This is a genomic window from Staphylococcus sp. GDY8P54P (assembly GCF_017892645.1).
In the GTDB taxonomy this organism is placed as follows: Bacteria; Bacillota; Bacilli; order Staphylococcales; family Staphylococcaceae; genus Staphylococcus; species Staphylococcus ureilyticus.
The window spans coordinates 21,742-42,630 of record NZ_JAESLN010000001.1 but is presented as its reverse complement, the minus strand read 5'-3'; the positions used below and the strand labels follow the sequence as shown (position 1 = coordinate 42,630).

The 20,889-nt window shown below is 30.8% G+C and carries 22 protein-coding genes and 1 riboswitch; of the genes, 17 read left to right on the top strand and 5 right to left on the bottom strand.

What is annotated here, in order from left to right; genetic code table 11:
* From KA883_RS00140 to KA883_RS00130, 3 genes are all read left to right on the top strand, one after another.
* Nucleotides 1-293, top strand: a 293-nt coding sequence (locus KA883_RS00140) for a transglycosylase family protein (RefSeq protein WP_204173196.1), incomplete at its 5' end; no start/stop codon positions are given.
* Nucleotides 294-859: 566 nt separating this feature from the next.
* Nucleotides 860-1,576 (top strand): transglycosylase family protein, encoded by a 717-nt coding sequence (locus tag KA883_RS00135; RefSeq protein ID WP_210139805.1) that lies wholly within the window; start codon nt 860-862, stop codon nt 1,574-1,576.
* Nucleotides 1,577-1,947: 371 nt separating this feature from the next.
* Nucleotides 1,948-2,787 (top strand): YitT family protein, encoded by an 840-nt coding sequence (locus KA883_RS00130; protein ID WP_210139804.1) that lies wholly within the window; start codon nt 1,948-1,950, stop codon nt 2,785-2,787.
* Between the two features lie 131 nt (nt 2,788-2,918).
* Here the strand turns inward: KA883_RS00130 and KA883_RS00125 are convergent, their stop codons facing one another.
* The 3 genes from KA883_RS00125 to KA883_RS00115 form a co-directional block, all read right to left on the bottom strand.
* A complete protein-coding gene (locus KA883_RS00125; RefSeq protein WP_046206941.1) occupies nt 2,919-3,836 on the bottom strand; it encodes an AEC family transporter in 918 nt (305 codons plus the stop codon).
* 659 nt (nt 3,837-4,495) lie between these two features.
* Nucleotides 4,496-5,443 (bottom strand): oxygen-dependent tRNA uridine(34) hydroxylase TrhO, encoded by a 948-nt coding sequence (gene trhO, locus KA883_RS00120; RefSeq protein WP_046206942.1) that lies wholly within the window; start codon nt 5,441-5,443, stop codon nt 4,496-4,498.
* Nucleotides 5,444-5,732: 289 nt separating this feature from the next.
* A complete protein-coding gene (locus tag KA883_RS00115; protein WP_046206943.1) occupies nt 5,733-5,951 on the bottom strand; it encodes a hypothetical protein in 219 nt (72 codons plus the stop codon).
* A gap of 135 nt (nt 5,952-6,086) precedes the next feature.
* Between KA883_RS00115 and KA883_RS00110 the strand changes: the two genes are divergently transcribed.
* From KA883_RS00110 to KA883_RS00095, 4 genes are all read left to right on the top strand, one after another.
* Nucleotides 6,087-6,563 carry a peptide-methionine (S)-S-oxide reductase gene (locus KA883_RS00110; RefSeq protein WP_046206944.1) on the top strand — a complete coding sequence of 159 codons (477 nt, stop codon included), beginning with the start codon at nt 6,087-6,089 and terminating at the stop codon, nt 6,561-6,563.
* Between the two features lie 262 nt (nt 6,564-6,825).
* Complete coding sequence (locus KA883_RS00105; RefSeq protein ID WP_046206945.1) at nt 6,826-8,259, top strand: YhgE/Pip domain-containing protein; 1,434 nt, start codon at nt 6,826-6,828, stop codon at nt 8,257-8,259.
* Nucleotides 8,260-8,280: 21 nt separating this feature from the next.
* Complete coding sequence (locus KA883_RS00100; RefSeq protein WP_046206946.1) at nt 8,281-8,733, top strand: MarR family winged helix-turn-helix transcriptional regulator; 453 nt, start codon at nt 8,281-8,283, stop codon at nt 8,731-8,733.
* A 121-nt stretch (nt 8,734-8,854) separates the two neighbouring features.
* Complete coding sequence (locus tag KA883_RS00095) at nt 8,855-9,421, top strand: DUF4064 domain-containing protein (RefSeq protein ID WP_046206947.1); 567 nt, start codon at nt 8,855-8,857, stop codon at nt 9,419-9,421.
* A 49-nt stretch (nt 9,422-9,470) separates the two neighbouring features.
* Here KA883_RS00095 and KA883_RS13545 read toward each other — a convergent pair whose 3' ends face one another.
* Nucleotides 9,471-9,740: a helix-turn-helix domain-containing protein gene (locus KA883_RS13545; RefSeq protein WP_192573705.1), complete on the bottom strand. Its 270-nt coding sequence runs from the start codon at nt 9,738-9,740 to the stop codon at nt 9,471-9,473.
* Entirely contained in the window at nt 9,737-10,291 is a 555-nt protein-coding gene (locus KA883_RS00090; RefSeq protein ID WP_230623010.1) for a hypothetical protein, read from the bottom strand. The genes KA883_RS13545 and KA883_RS00090 overlap by 4 nt, the downstream gene beginning before the upstream one ends.
* A 633-nt stretch (nt 10,292-10,924) precedes the next feature.
* Here KA883_RS00090 and KA883_RS00085 point away from each other — a divergent pair.
* From KA883_RS00085 to KA883_RS00040, 10 genes are all read left to right on the top strand, one after another.
* Entirely contained in the window at nt 10,925-11,095 is a 171-nt protein-coding gene (locus KA883_RS00085) for a hypothetical protein (RefSeq protein WP_155390634.1), read from the top strand.
* Nucleotides 11,096-11,380: 285 nt separating this feature from the next.
* On the top strand, nt 11,381-12,304 hold the full coding sequence (locus KA883_RS00080; RefSeq protein ID WP_046206948.1) for an AEC family transporter: 924 nt from the start codon (nt 11,381-11,383) through the stop codon (nt 12,302-12,304).
* A gap of 339 nt (nt 12,305-12,643) precedes the next feature.
* The gene (gene xylB, locus KA883_RS00075; protein WP_046206949.1) at nt 12,644-14,131 is read left to right on the top strand and encodes a xylulokinase; all 1,488 of its coding nucleotides are present in this window, start codon (nt 12,644-12,646) and stop codon (nt 14,129-14,131) included.
* Between the two features lie 155 nt (nt 14,132-14,286).
* A riboswitch (TPP riboswitch) is annotated at nt 14,287-14,399 on the top strand.
* Between the two features lie 75 nt (nt 14,400-14,474).
* Nucleotides 14,475-15,068, top strand: a complete 594-nt coding sequence (locus KA883_RS00070; RefSeq protein ID WP_052722082.1) for a thiamine phosphate synthase — start codon at nt 14,475-14,477, stop codon at nt 15,066-15,068.
* 39 nt (nt 15,069-15,107) lie between these two features.
* On the top strand, nt 15,108-15,308 hold the full coding sequence (thiS, locus tag KA883_RS00065) for a sulfur carrier protein ThiS (RefSeq protein ID WP_046206950.1): 201 nt from the start codon (nt 15,108-15,110) through the stop codon (nt 15,306-15,308).
* A gap of 1 nt (nt 15,309) precedes the next feature.
* Entirely contained in the window at nt 15,310-16,077 is a 768-nt protein-coding gene (locus tag KA883_RS00060; RefSeq protein WP_046206951.1) for a thiazole synthase, read from the top strand.
* Complete coding sequence (locus KA883_RS00055; RefSeq protein WP_046206983.1) at nt 16,077-17,075, top strand: HesA/MoeB/ThiF family protein; 999 nt, start codon at nt 16,077-16,079, stop codon at nt 17,073-17,075. Before KA883_RS00060 ends, KA883_RS00055 begins: the two co-directional genes overlap by 1 nt.
* Before the next feature lie 165 nt (nt 17,076-17,240).
* On the top strand, nt 17,241-19,091 hold the full coding sequence (gene nrdD / locus KA883_RS00050) for an anaerobic ribonucleoside-triphosphate reductase (RefSeq protein WP_046206952.1): 1,851 nt from the start codon (nt 17,241-17,243) through the stop codon (nt 19,089-19,091).
* Entirely contained in the window at nt 19,088-19,621 is a 534-nt protein-coding gene (gene nrdG, locus KA883_RS00045; RefSeq protein ID WP_046206953.1) for an anaerobic ribonucleoside-triphosphate reductase activating protein, read from the top strand. The genes nrdD and nrdG overlap by 4 nt, the downstream gene beginning before the upstream one ends.
* Before the next feature lie 125 nt (nt 19,622-19,746).
* Nucleotides 19,747-20,733 (top strand): choloylglycine hydrolase family protein, encoded by a 987-nt coding sequence (locus tag KA883_RS00040; protein WP_046206954.1) that lies wholly within the window; start codon nt 19,747-19,749, stop codon nt 20,731-20,733.
* The last annotated feature ends 156 nt before the right edge of the window (nt 20,734-20,889 follow it).

Sequence of the window (20,889 nt, the reverse complement as noted above, 5' to 3'; positions counted from 1 at the left end):
CTTCATCACAACAATCAACAGGTAGTTCAAGTGAAGCATCAAGTGGTTCATCTGTAGACGTGAACGATCACTTGAAACAAATCGCGCAACGTGAATCAGGTGGCGACTTAAAAGCAGTTAATCCATCTTCAGGTGCAGCAGGTAAATATCAATTCCTACAAAGTACATGGGATTCAGTAGCACCAGATGAATATAAAGGTGTATCACCAACGGAAGCACCAGAATCAGTACAAGACCAAGCAGCAATGGATTTATATGAATCTGAAGGTGCTTCACAATGGGTTACTGCATAATAAGATAATATGCAATTTTAAAATATGAATATAAATGTATAGAGTGAGTGACATATAAAGCTCATGTTAAAAATAAAGGACTAATCCGTTAGCAACAACATGGATTAGTCCTTTTTACATTGAGGGAAAGACATATATTTTCGAAAGTTATAGAATTAATTGTAGAAAATTAATAGAAAAGTTAATTTTAAAAAAGATATTTAAATAATATACTAAAAATAATACTTAATTTAAAACTGCTGACTTATTAATTAATGAACTAAATCTTGCAATAATAGAATAAAAAGTGCTTTTATTACAACATCATTACAATAAAATTGAAAATATAACTAACCCTAAAACGATGATGATGGCGTTCTAAGGTTTTTTGATGAGTGTAATATTTAACTTTTATGTCATTAGGACGTAAAAATTCTAGATATTTTTTAACTTCACTGTAACCCACAAGCTTTTTCTAGATGTTACAGTAGGGATTAGCAAATTTGATAAAAGTAATTTTGCAAAATCGAAAACACAAATTTAAACACAAATTTAAAAGTATTATCTCTTAGGAGGATTTATTAATAATGAAAAAAACAGTATTAGCTTCAACGTTAGCAGTAGGACTCGGCGTAACAGGGATCGCAGCAGGAAATTCAGCAGATGCGTCTGAACAAGGTATCGATCAAGCACAACTAGCTCAACAAGCACAAAACAACCCTGAACAATTAAATGCTAAGCCAGTACATGAAGGTGCTTATAACTATAACTTTAATCAAGATAATTTAAATTATAACTTTGAATCTGATGGTACAAATTGGTCATGGAGCTATGGTGAAGGTTCAAACGGATCAAGTGATGCATCAACACAATCAACAACTAATGCAGGACAACAAGAACAAGCACCGCAAACTCAAGACCAAACACAACCACAACAAGCTTCATCAGAACAACCAGCACAAGAGCAAGCACCTCAAACTGAGCAAACGCAACAACCACAACAAGAAGCAGCTTCATCACAACAATCAACAGATAATTCAAGTGAAGCATCAAGTGGTTCATCAGTAGAAGTAAACGATCACTTGAAACAAATCGCGCAACGTGAATCAGGTGGCGACTTAAAAGCAGTTAATCCATCTTCAGGTGCAGCAGGTAAATATCAATTCTTACAAAGTACATGGGATTCAGTAGCGCCAGATGAATATAAAGGTCAATCACCAACAGAAGCACCAGAATCAGTACAAGACCAAGCAGCAATGGATTTATATGAATCTGAAGGTGCTTCACAGTGGGTTACTGCATAATAAAATAATATTTAATTTTGAAATATTGTGTCATCAGTCCCTAGGTTCTTTTATAGAATCTAGGGATTTTTCATTTTTTAGTGGAACATGAAAATGATTAAATTAGAGCATAATATTAAACAGCTTATAATAAATTGAAGTAAACATTATATACTTATAATTCAACATAACCCGCATACATTGAAAAACATACGTATTTTTATTATTATGTTTTCTGTATTAAAAAAATTATAATTTGAAATTGTAATTCTGAAACTTTTTAGCTATTGCTGAAAAGTTTCTTTTTGTGTTGAAAGCAAAATGGACGAAGTATAGTTAAGAAAATGGTTGTTCAAAAAATAGATTAATCTATAGAAAGAGGTGTTGGTTCAATGGTATATAAAATTCATCTGAAAAATATTTGTTTTTGTCTTTTAGGTACTTTTTTAATTGCAATAGGCGTCAATTCTTTTGTTTTAGCTTCAAATTTAGGAGAAGGTGGCACAGTCGGTATTTCTTTGAATCTAAAATATACTTTAGGTCTTTCTCCAGCGTTGACGACACTTATCATTAACATCATATTAATTGGTGTTGGTTGGAAATATCTAAGTAAAACAACTGCACTTTATACTTTGATTACTGTGGTTGCAAGTTCATTCTTCTTGGGTATTACTGAATCTTTTAATTTAAATTTAGAGTCTGATTTTATCAATACTATTTTTTCAGGCGTGCTCATTGGTATCGGTACAGGCTTTGTGATATCTGCCCGTAGTACATTGGGCGGTACTTCAGTTATTGCAAAAATTATAAACAAATACAGCGAAATTAAAACGTCACAAGCATTATTTATACTTGATTCATTGATAGTTTTATCATTCTTACTTGTCTTACCTATACAAAAGGTACTTTATACTATTGTCATGTTGTTTATCGTTGAAAAAAGCATGTCTTTTGTAATAGAAGGATTTAATCCTAAAAAAGCGATTACTATTATTTCAGATTTTAATGCAGACATTAGTAAACAAATTAATGAAGAAACAGGTCGTGGCTCAACACTGCTAAATGGTGTAGGAGGATATCAACAAAAAGAGACGAATGTACTTTACGTAGTCGTTCCTCAAAATCAGTTAGCTAGAATTAAAAAAATTGTAAATCGTCATGATGAAAATGCCTTTTTAGTAATCCATGATGTACGAGATGTCCTAGGAAATGGGTTTATGAAATTACAATAAGCATAGAAAAGCAAATATCTTCAAATTAACTACAAAAATTTGAAAATACCAGTCTTTCATTTATATATTGGATGGCTGGTATTTTTATATGCGCATTTGTTATGGGATAAATATGTTATCTTTACCAATTTTTAAAATAAGATACGAGATAAAAAGATAACAGTGGTAACTGTAAAAATACTAAATAATGTAGAAAACAATACAATTTGTGCATGTAATTCCGGTTCAATTTGATATTCCATGGCAATCGTAGAAGTATTTCTTGAAGTAGGGAAAGAACTAGCAATAAAAAGTGATTGTGCCACAACACCGTCTAAACCTAATAAATAGATAACTGCTAAAGAAAGTATTGGACTTATTATTAAACGACCAATAAGTGACCATGAAATAACGCGATGGAAAAAGTTGATTTTAATTCTGGCAAGTTGTGCTCCTAACAAAATCAGTGCTATAGCTACAAATCCATCAGAGAGTTGATCGAGGGGAATTAAAATCGTTTTGGGAAGCTTAACAGTAAAAACTTGGCAGATAATTCCTAGTAGAAGTGCATGAAAAACTGGTAGACGTAAAAATCCGCGTGTGATATCTGCCATTGATTTACTAGCTGATAGTAGATTATACATACCATAAGAATATGTGAGTAAATTTTGAAATACTAAAATGAAAATTTGGACTGAGACACCGATTGGATTATGACTAAATACGAGTTGACTGACTGGTAACCCGTAATTTCCTGAATTCATTAACGAAATACTATTTTTTAGAGCAGCACTTTCTCCTTTTTCTAAATGTAGACATTTAGAAATTAAATTGCCAAGTAAAATTAAAATAACGCTGAAAATGATAATATAATATATTATGTTTAGTAATAAAGGTATATCAATGTTAATTTGGTAAATGTTTACAAATACTGATGCCGGCATTAAGCAGTATGTTATTAAAGTGGAAAAGTGTTTAAGATTAAAAGAAAATTTTATTTGAAGTATTAAACCCAACAATATCAGAAGTAAAATAGGCAAAATAACTTCTGAAAGAATAAAAATAAACATAAGCAACCTTCTATCTCTAAAAATTTTATGTGATGAAAAATAATGCAATATTCATTTACTTTTACGTTAGCACATATTTATTATAAGTAAAATAAATCTTAATAATTAGAATTGATAAGTAAAGGTTATCATTATGTTGCTCAAATAGTAAGTGAAATGTAAAAATCTCAATAAATATAAAGCGTGCGGTAGCTAATTATGTAAAAAAAGTAATTTTAAAAAGACAAGGTACTGAAACATAAACCCTAGAAAAATAACACTCATATGATTTAATTCAATCCATCTGAGTGTTTCTTTGATTATTCAATATTGCAGCATATTGTTGGCTCGATTTCTTAGGGACAGATTCAGTCTGTCTCGTCTTCAGATTGTCTTGTTCCAGCAAACGTCTCGCCAAAATACAATGTATTCATATGTACTTTTACGTTAAATACTTTAAAAAAAAGACACTATATCAATCCAAGTAGTAACTCAATGAGCTAACTATAATTAAAACAGTATTGAAAAAGGCAATTTCTATATTATTTCAATAGAAATTGCCTTTTTCACTTGTCTAAGAACTTTATGTCCCAGACTATTTTTTAGTTAACTTGATAGATATGTCTAATATTTTGTATGACATTATCGTATGTTCATACAGTGTTTCAAAGCATCATTTACTAGACAAGTTGTTTAAAGTTTTCTAGGCGTTTTGCTTTTTCTTCATCACTAATACCATGTTTTTTAACATAGCGATTATTTTCGTGTTCAGCACATTCATGGCAACAAGCGCCTAAATAACGTGCTTCATTTTCTTCAGATACTAAAATTTGACGGTTACATTCAGGATTAGAGCAATTGATGTAACGTTCACAAGGTGTCCCATCAAACCATTCTTTACCTACAACAGTTTTTTCAACTTGATTGACATCTACACTGATACGTTCGTCAAATACATACATTTTGCCGTCCCAATACTCACCTTTTGTTTCTGGATCTTTTCCATAAGTGGCGATACCACCTTCAAGTTGGCTTACGTCTTCAAAACCTTCTCTTAGTAGATAACCGGAGAATTTCTCACAGCGAATACCGCCAGTACAATAAGTGACGATTTTTTTATCCATAAATTGATCTTTATTTTCTTTAATCCAGTCTGGTAAATCTCTAAAACGAGTAATATTAGGTCGAATCGCACCACGGAAATGTCCTAAATCATATTCATAATCATTACGCGCATCGATAACAATTGTGTCATCATCAAATAATGCTTCTTTAAATTCTTTAGGTGATAAATAATTACCAGTAAGTTCTTTAGGGTTAATATCTTGCTCTAAATCTAATGCTACAATTTCTTTTCTAGGACGCACGTGCATTTTTTTAAACGCGTGACCATCTGCTTCATCAATTTTGAAAGTAATTCCTTTGAATCTTTCATCTGATTGTAATGCGTTCATATATTTTTCTGTTGCTTCAACTGTTCCTGATACAGTACCATTAATACCTTCAGTTGATACTAAGATACGTCCTTTAAGCTCCAAATCTTTACAAAAATCTAAATGCTCTGTAGCAAATGTTTCTGGGTCTTCAATCGTTGTATATTTATAATACAATAATACTCTGTAATCCATAATTCTATTCTCCTCTAATTTATTTCTGTTTATAATAGTTTTATATAAAATTAATAGTTTAGTGATGTCGTGCGGCTATCATTCATAATGATATTATGAATGTTTGCTATATGCTTTTATAAAAGGACGAAATTCTCCTCAATATATTGTAACAAAAAAGGAACAATATTCAATTTAAAAATTTTGTAAAACTAAATATTGTCAAAAATTTTTTGAAGAGCATTTGAATTATGATAAAAAACATGTTCTTTTCAAATTTATTATCAATGAAAAGAACATGTATATAAATTTACTTATTTTTATTTGTAAAGATAAGTGCAACTACTAAACTAATTGTACTGATAGCAAAGATAATATTCATAATAGAAAGTGTTTCTATAATCACTACATCTTTGCCTAATCGTTCAAAAGCATTTTGTTGCATTTCTTTCTCTGAATTAAAATCACTGTCAGCTCTTGAAGGCTTTTCTTCAATATCTTCTAATAATCTTTCTTTAACTTTAGGCATGTTATACCTCCTTATTCTCTATTATAATTTTTCCCTATTAACAAAAAATAAACCATCAATATATAGGTGTTTGCATCATATGCTTGAGGTGGCTATACTTTTATTAATCAATGAAATAAAGCAGGAGAGGATAGAATGGAAACTGTATATTTAGCAGGTGGATGCCTTTGGGGTGTTCAGGCATTCGTTAAGACATTACCAGGTGTCATTCAAACAGAAGCTGGTAGGGCAAATGGTATTACGCATACACTTGATGGAGAATATGATGGTTATGTAGAAGTAATTAAAACGAGTTTTGAACCGGAAAAAGTATCTGTTTCTGATTTAATGGGGTATCTTTTTGAAATTATTGACCCTTATAGTGTAAATCAACAAGGTCAAGATATAGGATTAAAATATAGAACTGGCTTATATAGTGAAGACGCAAAACATTTAAAAGAAGCACAGGCATACATAGATGCAATTGAAGATCATCATCTTATAGCCACAGAGGTATTGCCACTGACGAATTATGTTAAAAGTGCAGAAGCACATCAAGACAGATTATCAAAATTTCCAAATGACTACTGTCATATACCTAAAGGACTTATTAATAAGTATAAAAAGCGATGAAACAATATAGATTTTAAAGTAAAACTTCTTTGTATATTTTGAAAACATTTTCATAAAAAGTAACCATAAAATTTTTGAAAAAAGGGTTTGACATTTAAATTTAAGGCGCGTAATATACTAAAAGTACATGGGGTGTACTAATGTATTTTCATCCCTTTAAATACTTAGTCATACGCATTATACTAAGACAAATATTTTTGTTTTAGTCTTTTTTTATCTTATAGTACACGGGATGTACGATTAAAGGAAGGTAGTTGGAAAAATGTTGAATGAATTTAAATTTATTTTTAAAAATAAAATGTTAGTGGTCTCTTTAATTGCTATATCGCTTATTTCATTGCTATATGTAGCTTTGTTTGTTGGTTCAATGTGGGATCCATACGACAAGACAGAAAATCTAAAAATATCTGTTGTCAACCATGATGAAAAAGCAACGCTTAATAATAAAGATATTACTATCGGTGATGATTTAGTAGACAAATTAAAAGATAATGATAAGTTTGATTTTCAAGTTGTTTCTGAAAAAGAAGCAGATAAGCAATTGAATAGAGGTGAAAGTGTAGGAACAATTATCGTTCCTAAGAATGCTTCATCCAATGCAACGACAATTTTAGATGAAAATCCTAAAAAAATAAATCTGGAAACTAAGGTGAACCCAGGCTCTAGCTATACGGGCAGTCAATCTGCAAATTCAGCTATCAATACAGTGACTGAATCTATAAAAGATAATATTAGATCAAATTATTTGAATGAATTATTCGCTAGTGCTAAAAAATCACAATCAGGTTATCAAGATACATCTGATGCATTAGGGCAAATGTCTGATGCAGAAACACAACTTATTGATGGTAATCAAGAAGTGACAGATGGTATTCAACAAATGGCGCCGATGGTAGGTCAACCAGCTCAAAAGTTATTATCAGGAAATCAGCAAGTAACAGATGGGTTGAAAGAGCTTCAGGCTAATAATGACGAATTAAAATCAAAAATAGACGACGCAGTGAGTCAGCAAAACAATGTTTCATTTGAATCCGAAAATGAAAAAGCGCTTAATGATGTTACTAAAGTAAAAGAAAATAATCCGACGAATGCTGATGAATATGGTGCAACAATTGTTCCTTATATGGCAAGTGTAAGTTTATTTGTTGGTGCGCTATCGTTTAGTGCGATTTATCCATTGAGAAAAACGATTGATAAATCTACAACTTCAATAAGACAAACTTTAGGAAAATTTGCATTATATATTGTTCAAGGTGCGTTATCTGCATTGTTCATGAGTAGTTGGGTATTATTTGTATTTAATATGTCAGTTGGTAATGTCTGGAAATTTATATTAGTAGGGTTATTATGGGCTATTGCAGCAATTACAATCACATCATTCCTAACATTATTCTTAGATAGAATAGGACTCTTTATATCAATGATTCTTTTAATCTTACAATTGAGTGCAAGTGAAGGTATGTTCCCAATAGAGCTTTCTGCAACGTTCTATAGATGGATACATCCATTTTCACCAATGTCATATGCTATTCAAGGATATAGAGAAGCAATATTCACTAATGCAGGTCACTTCGACTTTGGATTTGTTGTAGCTCTACTTATCGGAATCATTATCGTAATGATGATTTTACAATATTTAGTTTTATTATGGTTTAATAAACGTGAAAAATTACCACTTTCTATCGAATTCAAGTAACTTATAAAGGGGGATAAAGTGATGAATGATGTAGATGCATCGATTGAGAAAGCGATAACCAAATTTCAAATCGTGATGCTGTATTTAAACAAAGAAATTATTGAAATGGTGAATGAATCATCTCTCACAAACCTACTTTCAAGAGAACAAATTGAAGCGATGAGAATTATTCAAACAAAAGGTCAAGTTACGATTAATGAGTTAGCTGGGCTACAAAATATATTTAAAACAGCTGCTTCAAAAAGAATCGGTAAACTTGAAGAAATGGGTTATGTGCAAAGGGCACACTCAAATAATAAAAGAATTAAATTAGTCCAATTAAGTTTAGAAGGTGAAAGTTTCTTAAAACAAGCGACTTCAGCAATGAGTGAATCAGTGAAAAATCGCTTAGGTAACCAATTTTCACTTGAAGAAATAGAAGATTTTGTAAATCAATTGGAACGAATCGATGAAGCGTTTAGAAAAAGTAAATAATTACTAAGCAATTAAATGAGTTATACATGGACTTGTAGCTACAGGATTAGTATACTAAATGATATAATTTCAAGCGTATACTAACTGAAAAACATAAATTTTTGATTAGGGGTGAAACATAATGAAAAGAACAGCTGAACGTATACTTGCCTGGATTGGTATTGGTTTACAGCTATTAGGTGTAATTGTTCTGGCAATATTCTTACCATTAATTGGAAATGGTGACAATAAAAATGCAATGATACAAGCAATGATGGAAGATGATAGTTCAATCACATATGAAAATGGAGAAGCGGTTATTAATATGTTAAGTGCCTTGGTAACTGCAGGACTAGTATTATCTATTGTGCTACTTATAGTGGCGATTATTGGTGCAGTGTTAATTGGTAAAAAAGCCAAAGCTGCCGGCATTTTATTAATCATTGTGGGTGTTATTTCATTAATCGGTAACTGGATTACTGCCATTTTATGGTTAGTAGCCGGTATCATGTTGCTAGTAAGAAAACCTCAAAAACCTATTTATAGCAGAGATGAAGAAGATGATGCTAATCCCTTTATCAAAGATGGGTCACAAGTAAATGAACATAATAACTCATATGTATTATCTGAAAATCAAAAAGAGAACGAACAAGAAAAAATCAAAGAAAATTATTCCGATACTGACGAGGATAATAAATATAAATATTAATTTTTAATCCAAGTTTGCCTTTGATAGGTAAACTTGGATTTTTTATATATTATTCAGATTTGATTGTATCTAAAATTAATTGGAGTTGGTTATATAATTGATGTGGTTCTATCTTCGTATTTGTATTTTTAGAATTATGTTGTTTTATAAAATCTTTTGGTGTCATATGCATCACATTTTTGAAATCTCTCAAATAAGTATTGTATGAACGGAACCCATAATCTACCCAAATTGATTCGCTATTGCCATTTGTTAATAAATCCCTAGATAAACTATAGATTTTAACTTTTTTAATGTATTTGATTAATGAAATATTCATTTTTTTGAAAATTCTCTAGATAAATAACTACTATTTACGTAAAATGTTTTAGCTAGTAAATTAAGCGTTAATGGTTGCTTGTAATGTTGGTTAATATATTCTACAACGTTTTTAATTAATTTATTCGAGTAAGTCAACTGACCATATATATTTGCTTGAGATGAATTGAGGTAATTAATTAATTTAATAACTCCGATGTCTCCATTAAATAAATTATTTTCTAAAATATTTTTTAAAGTTGTAATATAAGTTTCGGTAATCAACTTACTTAATTTATATTTTTCTAGAAGATTTTCTCGATTGATTAAGGTGAAACGATGATAACTTAAATTATTTACTGAAATACAAGCAAGCATACCTTCTCGATGTACAATGAGATTTTCTTCGAAATCGTATACCACAAATACATCGCCTCGATGAAATATAAAATTTGATTTTACTTTTTGGAAATGAATCATACCTGAAATAACCAAATATATATTGGAAAAGTTAGGTGTATTTAAATGTTCTAATTGATCACCTTCATCATAAATGATGTGATTATAATCCATTGAAACCCTCCATTCCTTAAATGTTGCTAGAAAAGTTAGCATCAATTTATGTAAAATGAGAATCAGATTAAGTATTAAGGTATTGGGAGTGAGAGCAATAAATTTGTTTTGGAAATGTAGATATACTTAAATTTAATTTCATTTATTTAAATAGTACTCTTTTTAAAATTAATACGTCAATTAATGTTGCGTAATTATAATAAAATAAAATTCTAAAACTAAAAAAATGGATAATTTTTACATCTGTTTATAATATATTCTATTATTGAGCGTAAAAATAGTGATAAATTCGAACAATTCGTGAATAATTTTGAAGTACTGAATAATTGAAAATATTTTCAGCGTTGTATTAAGTCAGTATTCCAGCTAATTAGCAAGATGTCATAGGGTATTGATTTCCATAAAATGAGAATCATAAAAGTAGCATTTTAGTGAGTTTAGCGTCCAAAAAATAGAATGCTGTATACAAATTGGGGTAATATCAAATCAAGTAGCATAAATTGGATTGTTATTAAACTAAATTAAAATGCAATAAAATAAGTTGTTCTATTGAGGAAGATAATAAAAACATGTAAATTGATAGTAAAGGTTAATATAGACATTAAATTGAAATTAACGAATGAGGTGAGCTAAATGATGATGATGATTGGTATACTTACACCGCTATTGGTTATTGGCTTTATAGTTATGTCAATTTTGGAAGAAAAAAAACGAAACAAAAGAGAGCAAGAAAATAATAACGATGATCAAAAGCACATAAATAATACGACTAATAGCAATGAGGATAACCGTAAAGATGAATAATTCATTATTTTATTGTTATAAACCTCTTTAAATAGTAAAGTGCTCCATTAAATCATGCACATATTAAAATAGTATGAACAAAGCAAAGTTTAGCATTCTATTGATACGATATAGGAGTTGAAATATAAAATTGATTTCTAATTTATCAATTTTTATTTCACTCCTAATTTTTATATTTTCAAAGTATATCAACGACATAATTTTAATGGTCAGATATCTAAATTTAACTTAAACACAAATGAAATATGTCTAGTGTTAAATTTTCTTACAAGGAAGTGTTATATAATGAGTGAAATGATATATATATTACAAAGTGTATTATTACCTATTTTCATAATGATTGTATTGGGATTTATCTTACAGAAAAAGTTCACACTAGATTTAAAAACTTTAGCGAAATTAAATATATATGTGTTTGTACCAGGATTTATTTTTGTAAAGTTTTATAAGACAAATTTTGAATTACATTTATTATTATATATTGTAGTTTTCTTTATAATATACATAATTTGTTTATATATCGTGGGCAAAGCTTTAACTTTAATAAACAAGAGAGATAAAGGGGAAGCTACGACGTTAACCAATAGTGTATTATTTTTTAATTCTGGAAATTATGGTGTACCAGTTAATGACTTAGTGTTTAAGGGAGATCCACTCGCGATGTCTGTTCAAGTCATCGTTTTATCATTACAAAATATTTTCACTTTTTCGTATGGCATTTTTGCAATACAGTCTGCACAAATTGGAAAGTTAAAAGCGATGTTAGGGTATTTTAAAATGCCAGTGCTATACGCTTTGTTACTTGCAATTATTTTAAATTATGCGGATATCCCCATACCGGAATTTATTTGGACGCCAGCTAATTATGTGGCAGATGCGATGATTGCAATTGCTTTAATCATGCTAGGAGCACAAATTGCGAATATAAACTTTACTTTCAAGTGGTCACTATCATATATTTTTATATTTGTACGTTTAGTCATTGGACCAGCTATCGCATTAATCATTATAAAAATCATGGGTATTGAAGGAGTGATTGCACAAACACTTTTTATCGCTTCAGCAATGCCAACATCAGTAAATAGTTCTGTGATAGCGCAAGAGTATGACAATCATCCTGAACTTGCAGCAGAACTTGTCTTTTTATCAACTTTATTAAGTTCAATTACTGTGGTAATTGTTATTTATGCTTCTAAATTATTATTTTAGATAAATAAAAAGTTATATGAATTATCATTACCAATACGTTTAAGCGCTGAGATATAAAAATTAAATCTTGGCGTTTTTTATTTCAGTTTTTAGCAAATTTTTATGAATTAAAAAATCACTGATGTATTTAAAGTGCTGAAAATTTTAATGCCACTTTTCTTGCTATATCAAACTTAAACCATGTAATATCCTTGTTTGTCTATTGTATAAAAATTGAATCGAAAATATTTTATTTGTAAAAATAATTTTTATTTTCAAATTTATTGTGCTATAAATATAGCGTGAACGACATTTAAAATAAATAGTTTGAAAATAACTATAAATTGAAGGATGGTATATGTGAAAGAGATTGTATTAGGCATAGATATCGGTACAAGTTCTGTTAAAGCCATTGCTATTAATAAAAGAGGTGACGTTTTAGATAGCGTCAGCGAACCCATCGATGTTATTAATCAACAAACAGGTTTTAGTGAACAAAATCCAGATGATTGGTTTAAAGCTTCTAAAGATTGCATTAAGTACTTATTAAATTCTGTAAAGTTAGCAAATATGAAGATCAAAGGTATTTCATTTTCTGGCCAAATGCACAGTTTAGTACTGCTTGATCATCAATTTCAACCACTTAGAAATGCCATTTTATGGAATGATACAAGATCCACTTTTCAATGCGAACAAATAAAACAGCAATTTGGTGAATATGTAATGGATAATCCTGTGTTAGAAGGATTTACATTAACTAAGTTGTTATGGGTAAAAGAAAACGAACCATTGATTTGGTCCAAAGCAAATGTGTTCTTATTGCCTAAAGATTATGTGAGATTTAAATTCACAGATACGATAAATATGGAGTATTCTGATGGCTCAAGCACGTTGTTAATGGATATAGCATATAAGTGTTGGAATAAAAAAATTTGTGAGTATTATGGTGTATATCAACTATGTCCCAATTTAATTGAATCACAAAAATTTGTAGGATACATCAATACTTCAATTGCAGATGAATTAGGTATGGGTGATGATGTGGCAGTATTTGCTGGGGGTGGAGATAATGCCTGTGGTGCATTAGGTGCAGGTGTTATTAACGATGGCGATACATTATGCAGTATCGGCACTTCTGGTGTGATACTAGCGTGTGATTCTGAGCATACGGGTACTTATTATCACAATATACATCATTTTAATCATGTACTCCCTGAAAAATCTTATGCGATGGGAGTAATATTAGCTGCAGGAGATAGTTTGAAATGGTTTCAAAAAAACATCGCTCCAAATTTAACTTATAGTCAAATTTTGGATGAAGCAAAACAGTCTTCTATAGGGAGTAATGGTTTAATATATGCACCATATCTATCAGGAGAACGTACACCTCATGGGGATAGTCAAATTAGAGGAAGTTTTATTGGCTTAAGCCGTATGCATTCGATTAAAGATATGGCTCGCGCGGTTATTGAAGGTATTACTTTTGCATTATATGAATCTATCTATTATTTACGTGAAAATGATAAAAAAATTAAAGAAATGACTTCTATTGGTGGTGGAGCTAAAAGTGATTTTTGGCTTCAATTACAAGCTGATATCTTCAACGCTAAAGTATATAAATTAAAGCATGAAGAGGGACCAAGTATGGGTGCAGCGATGATAGCAGCAAAAGGTGTAGGGTGGTTTCATGATACCGCTGAGATGGTAAGACAATTTATACAATATGATAAAGTATTTGAACCATGTATAGAAAACCATATGCAATATAAGCAGTATTTTGCAATATATAAAAAAATCTATGGTGATACCAAAAAAATAACAAAAGAATTATTAAAGTTATCGCAATAAAATTATAATATCGGTGCAATTATGTCGCTATTTCTTATGATATTTCCTGGAAAATAAAAAGCTTAAAAAATATAGACGGTTGAAAAAATACAGTTTTTACGTTAAATTAAACATGAAATAAACATAAAATGCATATCAATTAAATAGAGATAAGTTTAGACCACTGGAAGTGCCTTTATGACAAAAGGCTGAGACGAGCGTGATACGCTAGAATTCCTTGAACCTGATCCAGTTTGTACTGGCGTAGGAAAAGTGGCGTTATAAACCGTATTAGTCCGTTCATATTAACGTTATTTTTCCTATTTGGAAAAGTAACGTTTTTTTATTTTTAGGAGTGATTATAGTGATTATTGCGATTACCAATTATCATAAATTAACCAAGAAAGATAGCGCGAATTATTGTGAAGTTGAACCTTATATTGATTATCTCATCGTCAGGTCACCGATGTGTACTTCTGAGAAGATTGAATGGATTAACCAACTAAAGCAACAACATTTTCCAAAAGATAAAATTATTATTCACAGTGATTATCGTGTACTCCAATCTTGCGGCTTATCACGCATACATTTTAGAGAAAATGATGAGCAAATCCGTGCTTTAAAACAACATTGTTCAGACATAAAAATAAGTATGTCTACACACAGTAGCCATGCAATTCAATATGCAGAAGATTTAAATTTAGATTTTGTACTTTATGGGCACGTATTTGAAACAAAGTCTAAAAAGGGGTTAACCCCTAGATCATTTAGTGAGGTCAATGAAGCATTGAAAAGTGATATTCCCGTAATCGCATTAGGTGGCATTAATTTAACAACTATGCCTCATTTGCCTAAGGGATTTCAAGGTATCGCAGGTATTTCTATTTTTAATCACTCAATAAAAACAGTACAAGCGTTACACAGAGCATGGTTACATTATGAAACAACACAAAATTAATGATTTACTAATCAATAAGCGAGAAAGGAATGAATCATGATGCATTGCATTATTAATGGTGATAATTTCACATTTGAAAATCCTTTAAATATACAAGAGGTATTGCAAACACTTGGTTTAGACGAAAAAAGAGTGATTGTTGAACATAATAAAAAATTAATTAAGCAAAACCAATTTCAGAATCATATCGTTAATGATAAAGATTGTTTAGAATTATTAGAATTTGTAGGAGGCGGATAAGATGTTTAAAATAGGAAAATTTGAATTTAATTCAAGATTGTTATTAGGTACTGGTAAATTTGAAACAGAAGCCATTCAAAAAGAGGCAATAAATGCGTCTGAAACAGAGGTTTTAACTTTTGCAGTACGTCGAATGAACTTATATGATGAGAAATTTCCTAACCCTTTAGCAAAAGTTGACTTATCAAATTTTGTTACTTTTCCTAATACTGCTGGAGCAACATCAGCTGAGGAAGCGATAAGAATTGCAGAAATTGCTAATCATGCCAATCTTTGTGACATGATTAAAGTAGAAGTGATAGGTGATCAGGAAACCTTACTACCTGATCCGCTAGAAACATATGAGGCGTGCAAGGTTTTACTAGAAAAAGGTTATACAGTGTGTCCTTACATTTCAAATGATGTTGTACTTGCTAAGCGTTTAGAAGAATTAGGAGTACACGCGATTATGCCACTAGCTTCACCTATTGGTACAGGAAGAGGAATAAACAACCCTTTAAATCTACGTTATATTATTGAACGCGCCAATGTACCCGTAATTGTGGATGCAGGGGTTGGATCACCAAAAGATGCATGTCATGCTATGGAATTAGGGGCCGACGCCATTTTATTAAACACAGCAATTTCTAGTGCGAAAGATCCAGGGAAAATGGCAGAAGCCATGAAGTTGGGTATTCAAGCAGGAAGAATGAGTTATCAAGCAGGGAGAATACCAGTTAAGTACACAGCTCAAGCTTCAAGTCCAACAGAAGGCATCGGATTTTTATGATGGAAAGATATTCTCGTCAAATACGCTATAAAAATTTTGGTGAACAAGGCCAGCGTAAACTAGCGCAAACACATGTGATGATTGTAGGAGCAGGAGCGTTAGGAAGTCATTGTGCAGAAATATTAACACGTATGGGGATTGGCGAGCTTACGATTATTGATATGGATATTGTAGAATTATCAAATTTGCATAGACAAGCCACATATACTGAAAACGATGCACAAATGATGATGCCTAAAGTGGAAGCACTAAAAAAGCATTTGTTAGATATAAATTCTAATATTAAAATCAACACATTATACAAAGAAATAACTTGCACCAACATTGAACACATTTTAAGAAAATCAAATCCTGATATCGTCATGGATGGCATGGATCATTTTAAAATTAGATACTTGATTAACGAAGTATGCCATAAATTTTCGATACCTTGGATTTATGGGGCAGCAATCGGAAGTCAAGGTACCGTTTATGGTATTGATTATAAAGGCCCATGTTTAAAATGTGTGCTCGATAAGATGCCAGAATCTGCAGAAAGTTGTTCTATTAATGGTGTGTTACCTACAGTTATATACCAAGTAGCTAGCATGGAAGTTTCAGAATTATTACGTTGGATAACAGCATCTGGATTCTCTCAAAAATTAATAACGCTAGATACTTTTTCAATCCAGTACCATACAGTGAATATCAACCAACTTAAAAATGACGATTGTAGCATTTGTGTACATCAGAGATATGATTTACTGAACCAACCTCAACATATAAACGTAGAATCTCAATGTGGCAATACATTTTTGCTTCGTTTCGATGAAAATATTTTTGAATATGCACATTACCTACCTGCCAAAATTAAAAAGGCCAATAGCTTTGCTAAATTACTTTCTTATAACGAAATCGATATTACTTTATTTAAAGATGGTCGTATGAATGTTTATGGCTTGGAAGATGAAGGACAGGCGCAAGCATTATATACACATTTTGCTAAAAGCATAAAATAGGACATTTACATTTCTCAAAAGCAAAAATTTTAGAATAAAAATTAAAGTTTCTTAAATCGTAACAAATTTGTGACATATTTGTTAACAGCTCTTCTCAACATTGAAACACTATATATTGTGGTATAAATTATGTTTATATACAATATATAGAAAAGAAGGGGTAAAATGAATAAATTAGAACAAAATTTAACGAAACTTATTACAAAAGATCCAACAGTTATTAACGAAAATGCTAATAAAGATAGTGCCACTTTTTCTACAATGAGAGATTTAACAGCAGGTGTTGTATCTAAATCATATGCTTTGGATTACTTATTACCTAAACATATAGCTGAAGCACATAAAAGTGGAGATATACATTTCCATGACTTAGATTATCACCCATTTCAACCACTCACTAACTGTTGTTTAATTGATGCTAAAAATATGTTGAAACATGGATTTCGAATTGGCAATGCATCTGTGACATCGCCAAAATCAATTCAAACAGCTTCTGCTCAGCTTGTACAAATTATTGCCAACGTCTCTAGTAGTCAATACGGGGGTTGTACCATTGATCGAGTAGACGAATTATTAAGTGATTACGTAAAATATAACGAAGCAAAACATAGAAAATTGGCACAACAATTTGTTGATGATACACATATTGATACATATGTTGATTATCAAATCACCCAAGATATTAATGACGCAATTGAAAGTCTAGAATACGAAATAAATACACTTTATACTTCAAATGGACAAACGCCATTTGTCACTCTTGGTTTTGGTCTAGGTATAGATGAATATAGTAGAAAAATTCAACAAGCGATATTGAAAACACGAATAAAAGGACTTGGAAAAGACCGTATAACAGCTATATTTCCTAAATTAGTTTTTTCTATTAAAAAAGGTGTGAATTTTAGTGAAGATGACCCTAATTATGATATTAAAAAATTAGCATTAGAGTGTTCTACAAAAAGAATGTATCCAGATATATTAAATTATGATAAAACTGTAGAAATTTTAGGTGATTTTAAAGCGCCAATGGGTTGTCGTTCTTTTTTACCAGTATGGAAAAATGAGCAAGGTGAAGCAGAAAATAATGGAAGATGTAATTTAGGTGTAGTAACGCTTAATGTGCCGAGAATAGCTATAGAATCAGATGGTGATATGGAAAAGTTTTGGGAAATCTTTCATGAACGAATGCAAATTATGCACGACGCATTAGTTTATCGCATTAAACGTATGGAACAAGCTACACCTGATAACGCTCCAATTTTATATAAAAATGGTGCGTTTAAACATCGTTTAAGTGATGAAGAGAGTGTTATGTCATTATTTAAAAACAAACGTGCTACGTTATCGATAGGTTATATTGGTCTGTATGAGGCAGCTACTGTTTTTTATGGCCCTGAGTGGGAAAAAACTGCAAGAGGTAAAGCCTTCACCTTACAAATTTTAAAAGCTATGAAAGTTTACCAATTGGAATGGACTGAACGCTACGACATTTGGTTTAGTATATATAGTACACCAAGTGAATCATTAACAGATCGTTTTTGCAGATTAGATAGAGAAAAATTCGGAGATATATTAGATATTACAAGCAAGGGGTATTATCAAAATTCGTTCCACTACGATGTGCGAAAAGATATTACACCATTTGAAAAGATAGATTTTGAGAAAGATTATCCATTTTATGCTAGTGGTGGTTACATACATTATTGTGAATATCCAAAATTAGACCATAACATTAAAGCATTAGAAGCGGTTTGGGATTATTCATATGACAAAGTTAGTTATCTAGGAACAAATATTCCTATAGATCATTGTCGTTTATGTGATTTTAAAGGTGATTTTAAAACAACTGCATCAGGATATCAATGCCCAGAATGTGGAAATAGCGACCCTAAAACCGTAGATGTAGTAAAACGAACATGTGGCTATTTAGGTAATCCAGTGCAACGTCCTACAATCGAAGGTAGACATAAAGAAATTTGTGCAAGAGTAAAACACATGAAAGACCAGTCGATATGACAATACTAAATATCATTAATGGACAAGGTTACATTGCCAAAATAGAGTCACAAAGTTTCGTAGATGGCGAAGGCGTGAGATGTAGTTTATATGTTTCAGGGTGTCCATTTGCATGTTTAAATTGTTATAACAAAGCAGCTCAAAATTTTAAGTATGGTGAGAAATTTAATATTGAAACTTTAAATGAAATATTAGAAAATTGCGAACCTGATTATATAGAAGGTTTAAGTATTTTAGGTGGGGAACCATTTTGTAACTTAGATATAACACTCAATTGTGCTCATGCATTTAGACAACGTTTTGGTCATAGCAAAACCTTATGGGTATGGACTGGATTTTTATTTGAATACTTAAGGAATGATCAATCTCAGAGAAATGAATTATTGAAAATTATAGATGTACTCGTCGACGGTCCTTTCATGCATCACTTATATAAACCCAATTTACCTTATAAAGGTTCATTAAATCAACGTGTGATCGATGTGCAAAAATCATTAGTCGATGGTAGAATCCATGAGTATATAATTTAACATTGTGGTTATATCTGTGTCCTGAAATTGAGGCGAATTGCTATTAATATGATATAAAGTTAATTACAATCATAATTAAGACAAAAATAGATTTAGCAAATTGCTAATAAAGGAGCGTATGAGCAATGTGTACAGGTTTTTCATTTATGTCTGAAAATCATCAAGCTATATTAGGTCGAACAATGGATTTTGTTTATCAATTAAAAGGTAATCCAGCGGTTCAACCACGCCACTATTACTGGGAATCGCGTGTAGAGTATAAAGGTGAAACATTGTATGGCTTCGTAGGTTCTGGCAGCGATATGGAAGGATTTTTATTTGGAGATGGTGTTAACGAGCATGGCGTTGGTGTTTCAGTACAATATTTCAGAGGCTATGCTTCTTATGCAAATGAAACTAAAGCAGGCTATATGAATATTGCTCAAAATGAAGTGATAAATTGGATATTAGGTTATAACAAAAACATAGCTGATTTAATTAAAAACGCACAAAATGTTAATGTCGTGGCACATACTTTGAACGATCTCTCTGAAGTTCCACCGTTACATTATCATATTTCTGATGATACGGGTAGAACGGTAGAACTCACTTTTGATAAAGGTCAAATAGTCGTTAATGACAATCCAGTTGCCGTTTTGACTAACAATCCTGATTTGAATTGGCATTATGAAAATTTAAGAAATTATATAAACATTTCACCACATAAACCAAATGAAAGAAATTTTGCTAATATTAATTTAAAATCATTAGGCAATGAAGGTGGCACCTATGGCTTACCAGGTGGATACACATCATCAGAAAGATTTGTTCGTATTGCTTACTTGAAAAATTATTTAGAAGAAGCAGCAAACAGTCCTGAACAAGACATACTTAACGCTTTTAAATTATTGGAAATTATGAGTATACCTAAAGGCGCAGTTAGAGATGAACAAAATGATTTACATTATTCGTTATATCAGACGGTCTTAAATTTAACGACACGTACATTTTATATTAAATGGTATAACTCTAATAAAATTACTGAACTACATTTATCAGAAGATCTACTGAATAAAAAAGAAATGACTATTTTTGAGCCAACTGATGGATTAGCGATAAATCGCTTGAATTAAGATTTAAAGCGAGCACTTAATTAGAATGAATTTTAAACAATCAATAACTAATATGAGACACATAAAAAACGATCGTTTTTTATGTGTCTTTTTATGTTTAATAACAATCATTTTTGATGGAAAAAAGTTTTTATCTCACTATTTTACTTAAAAATT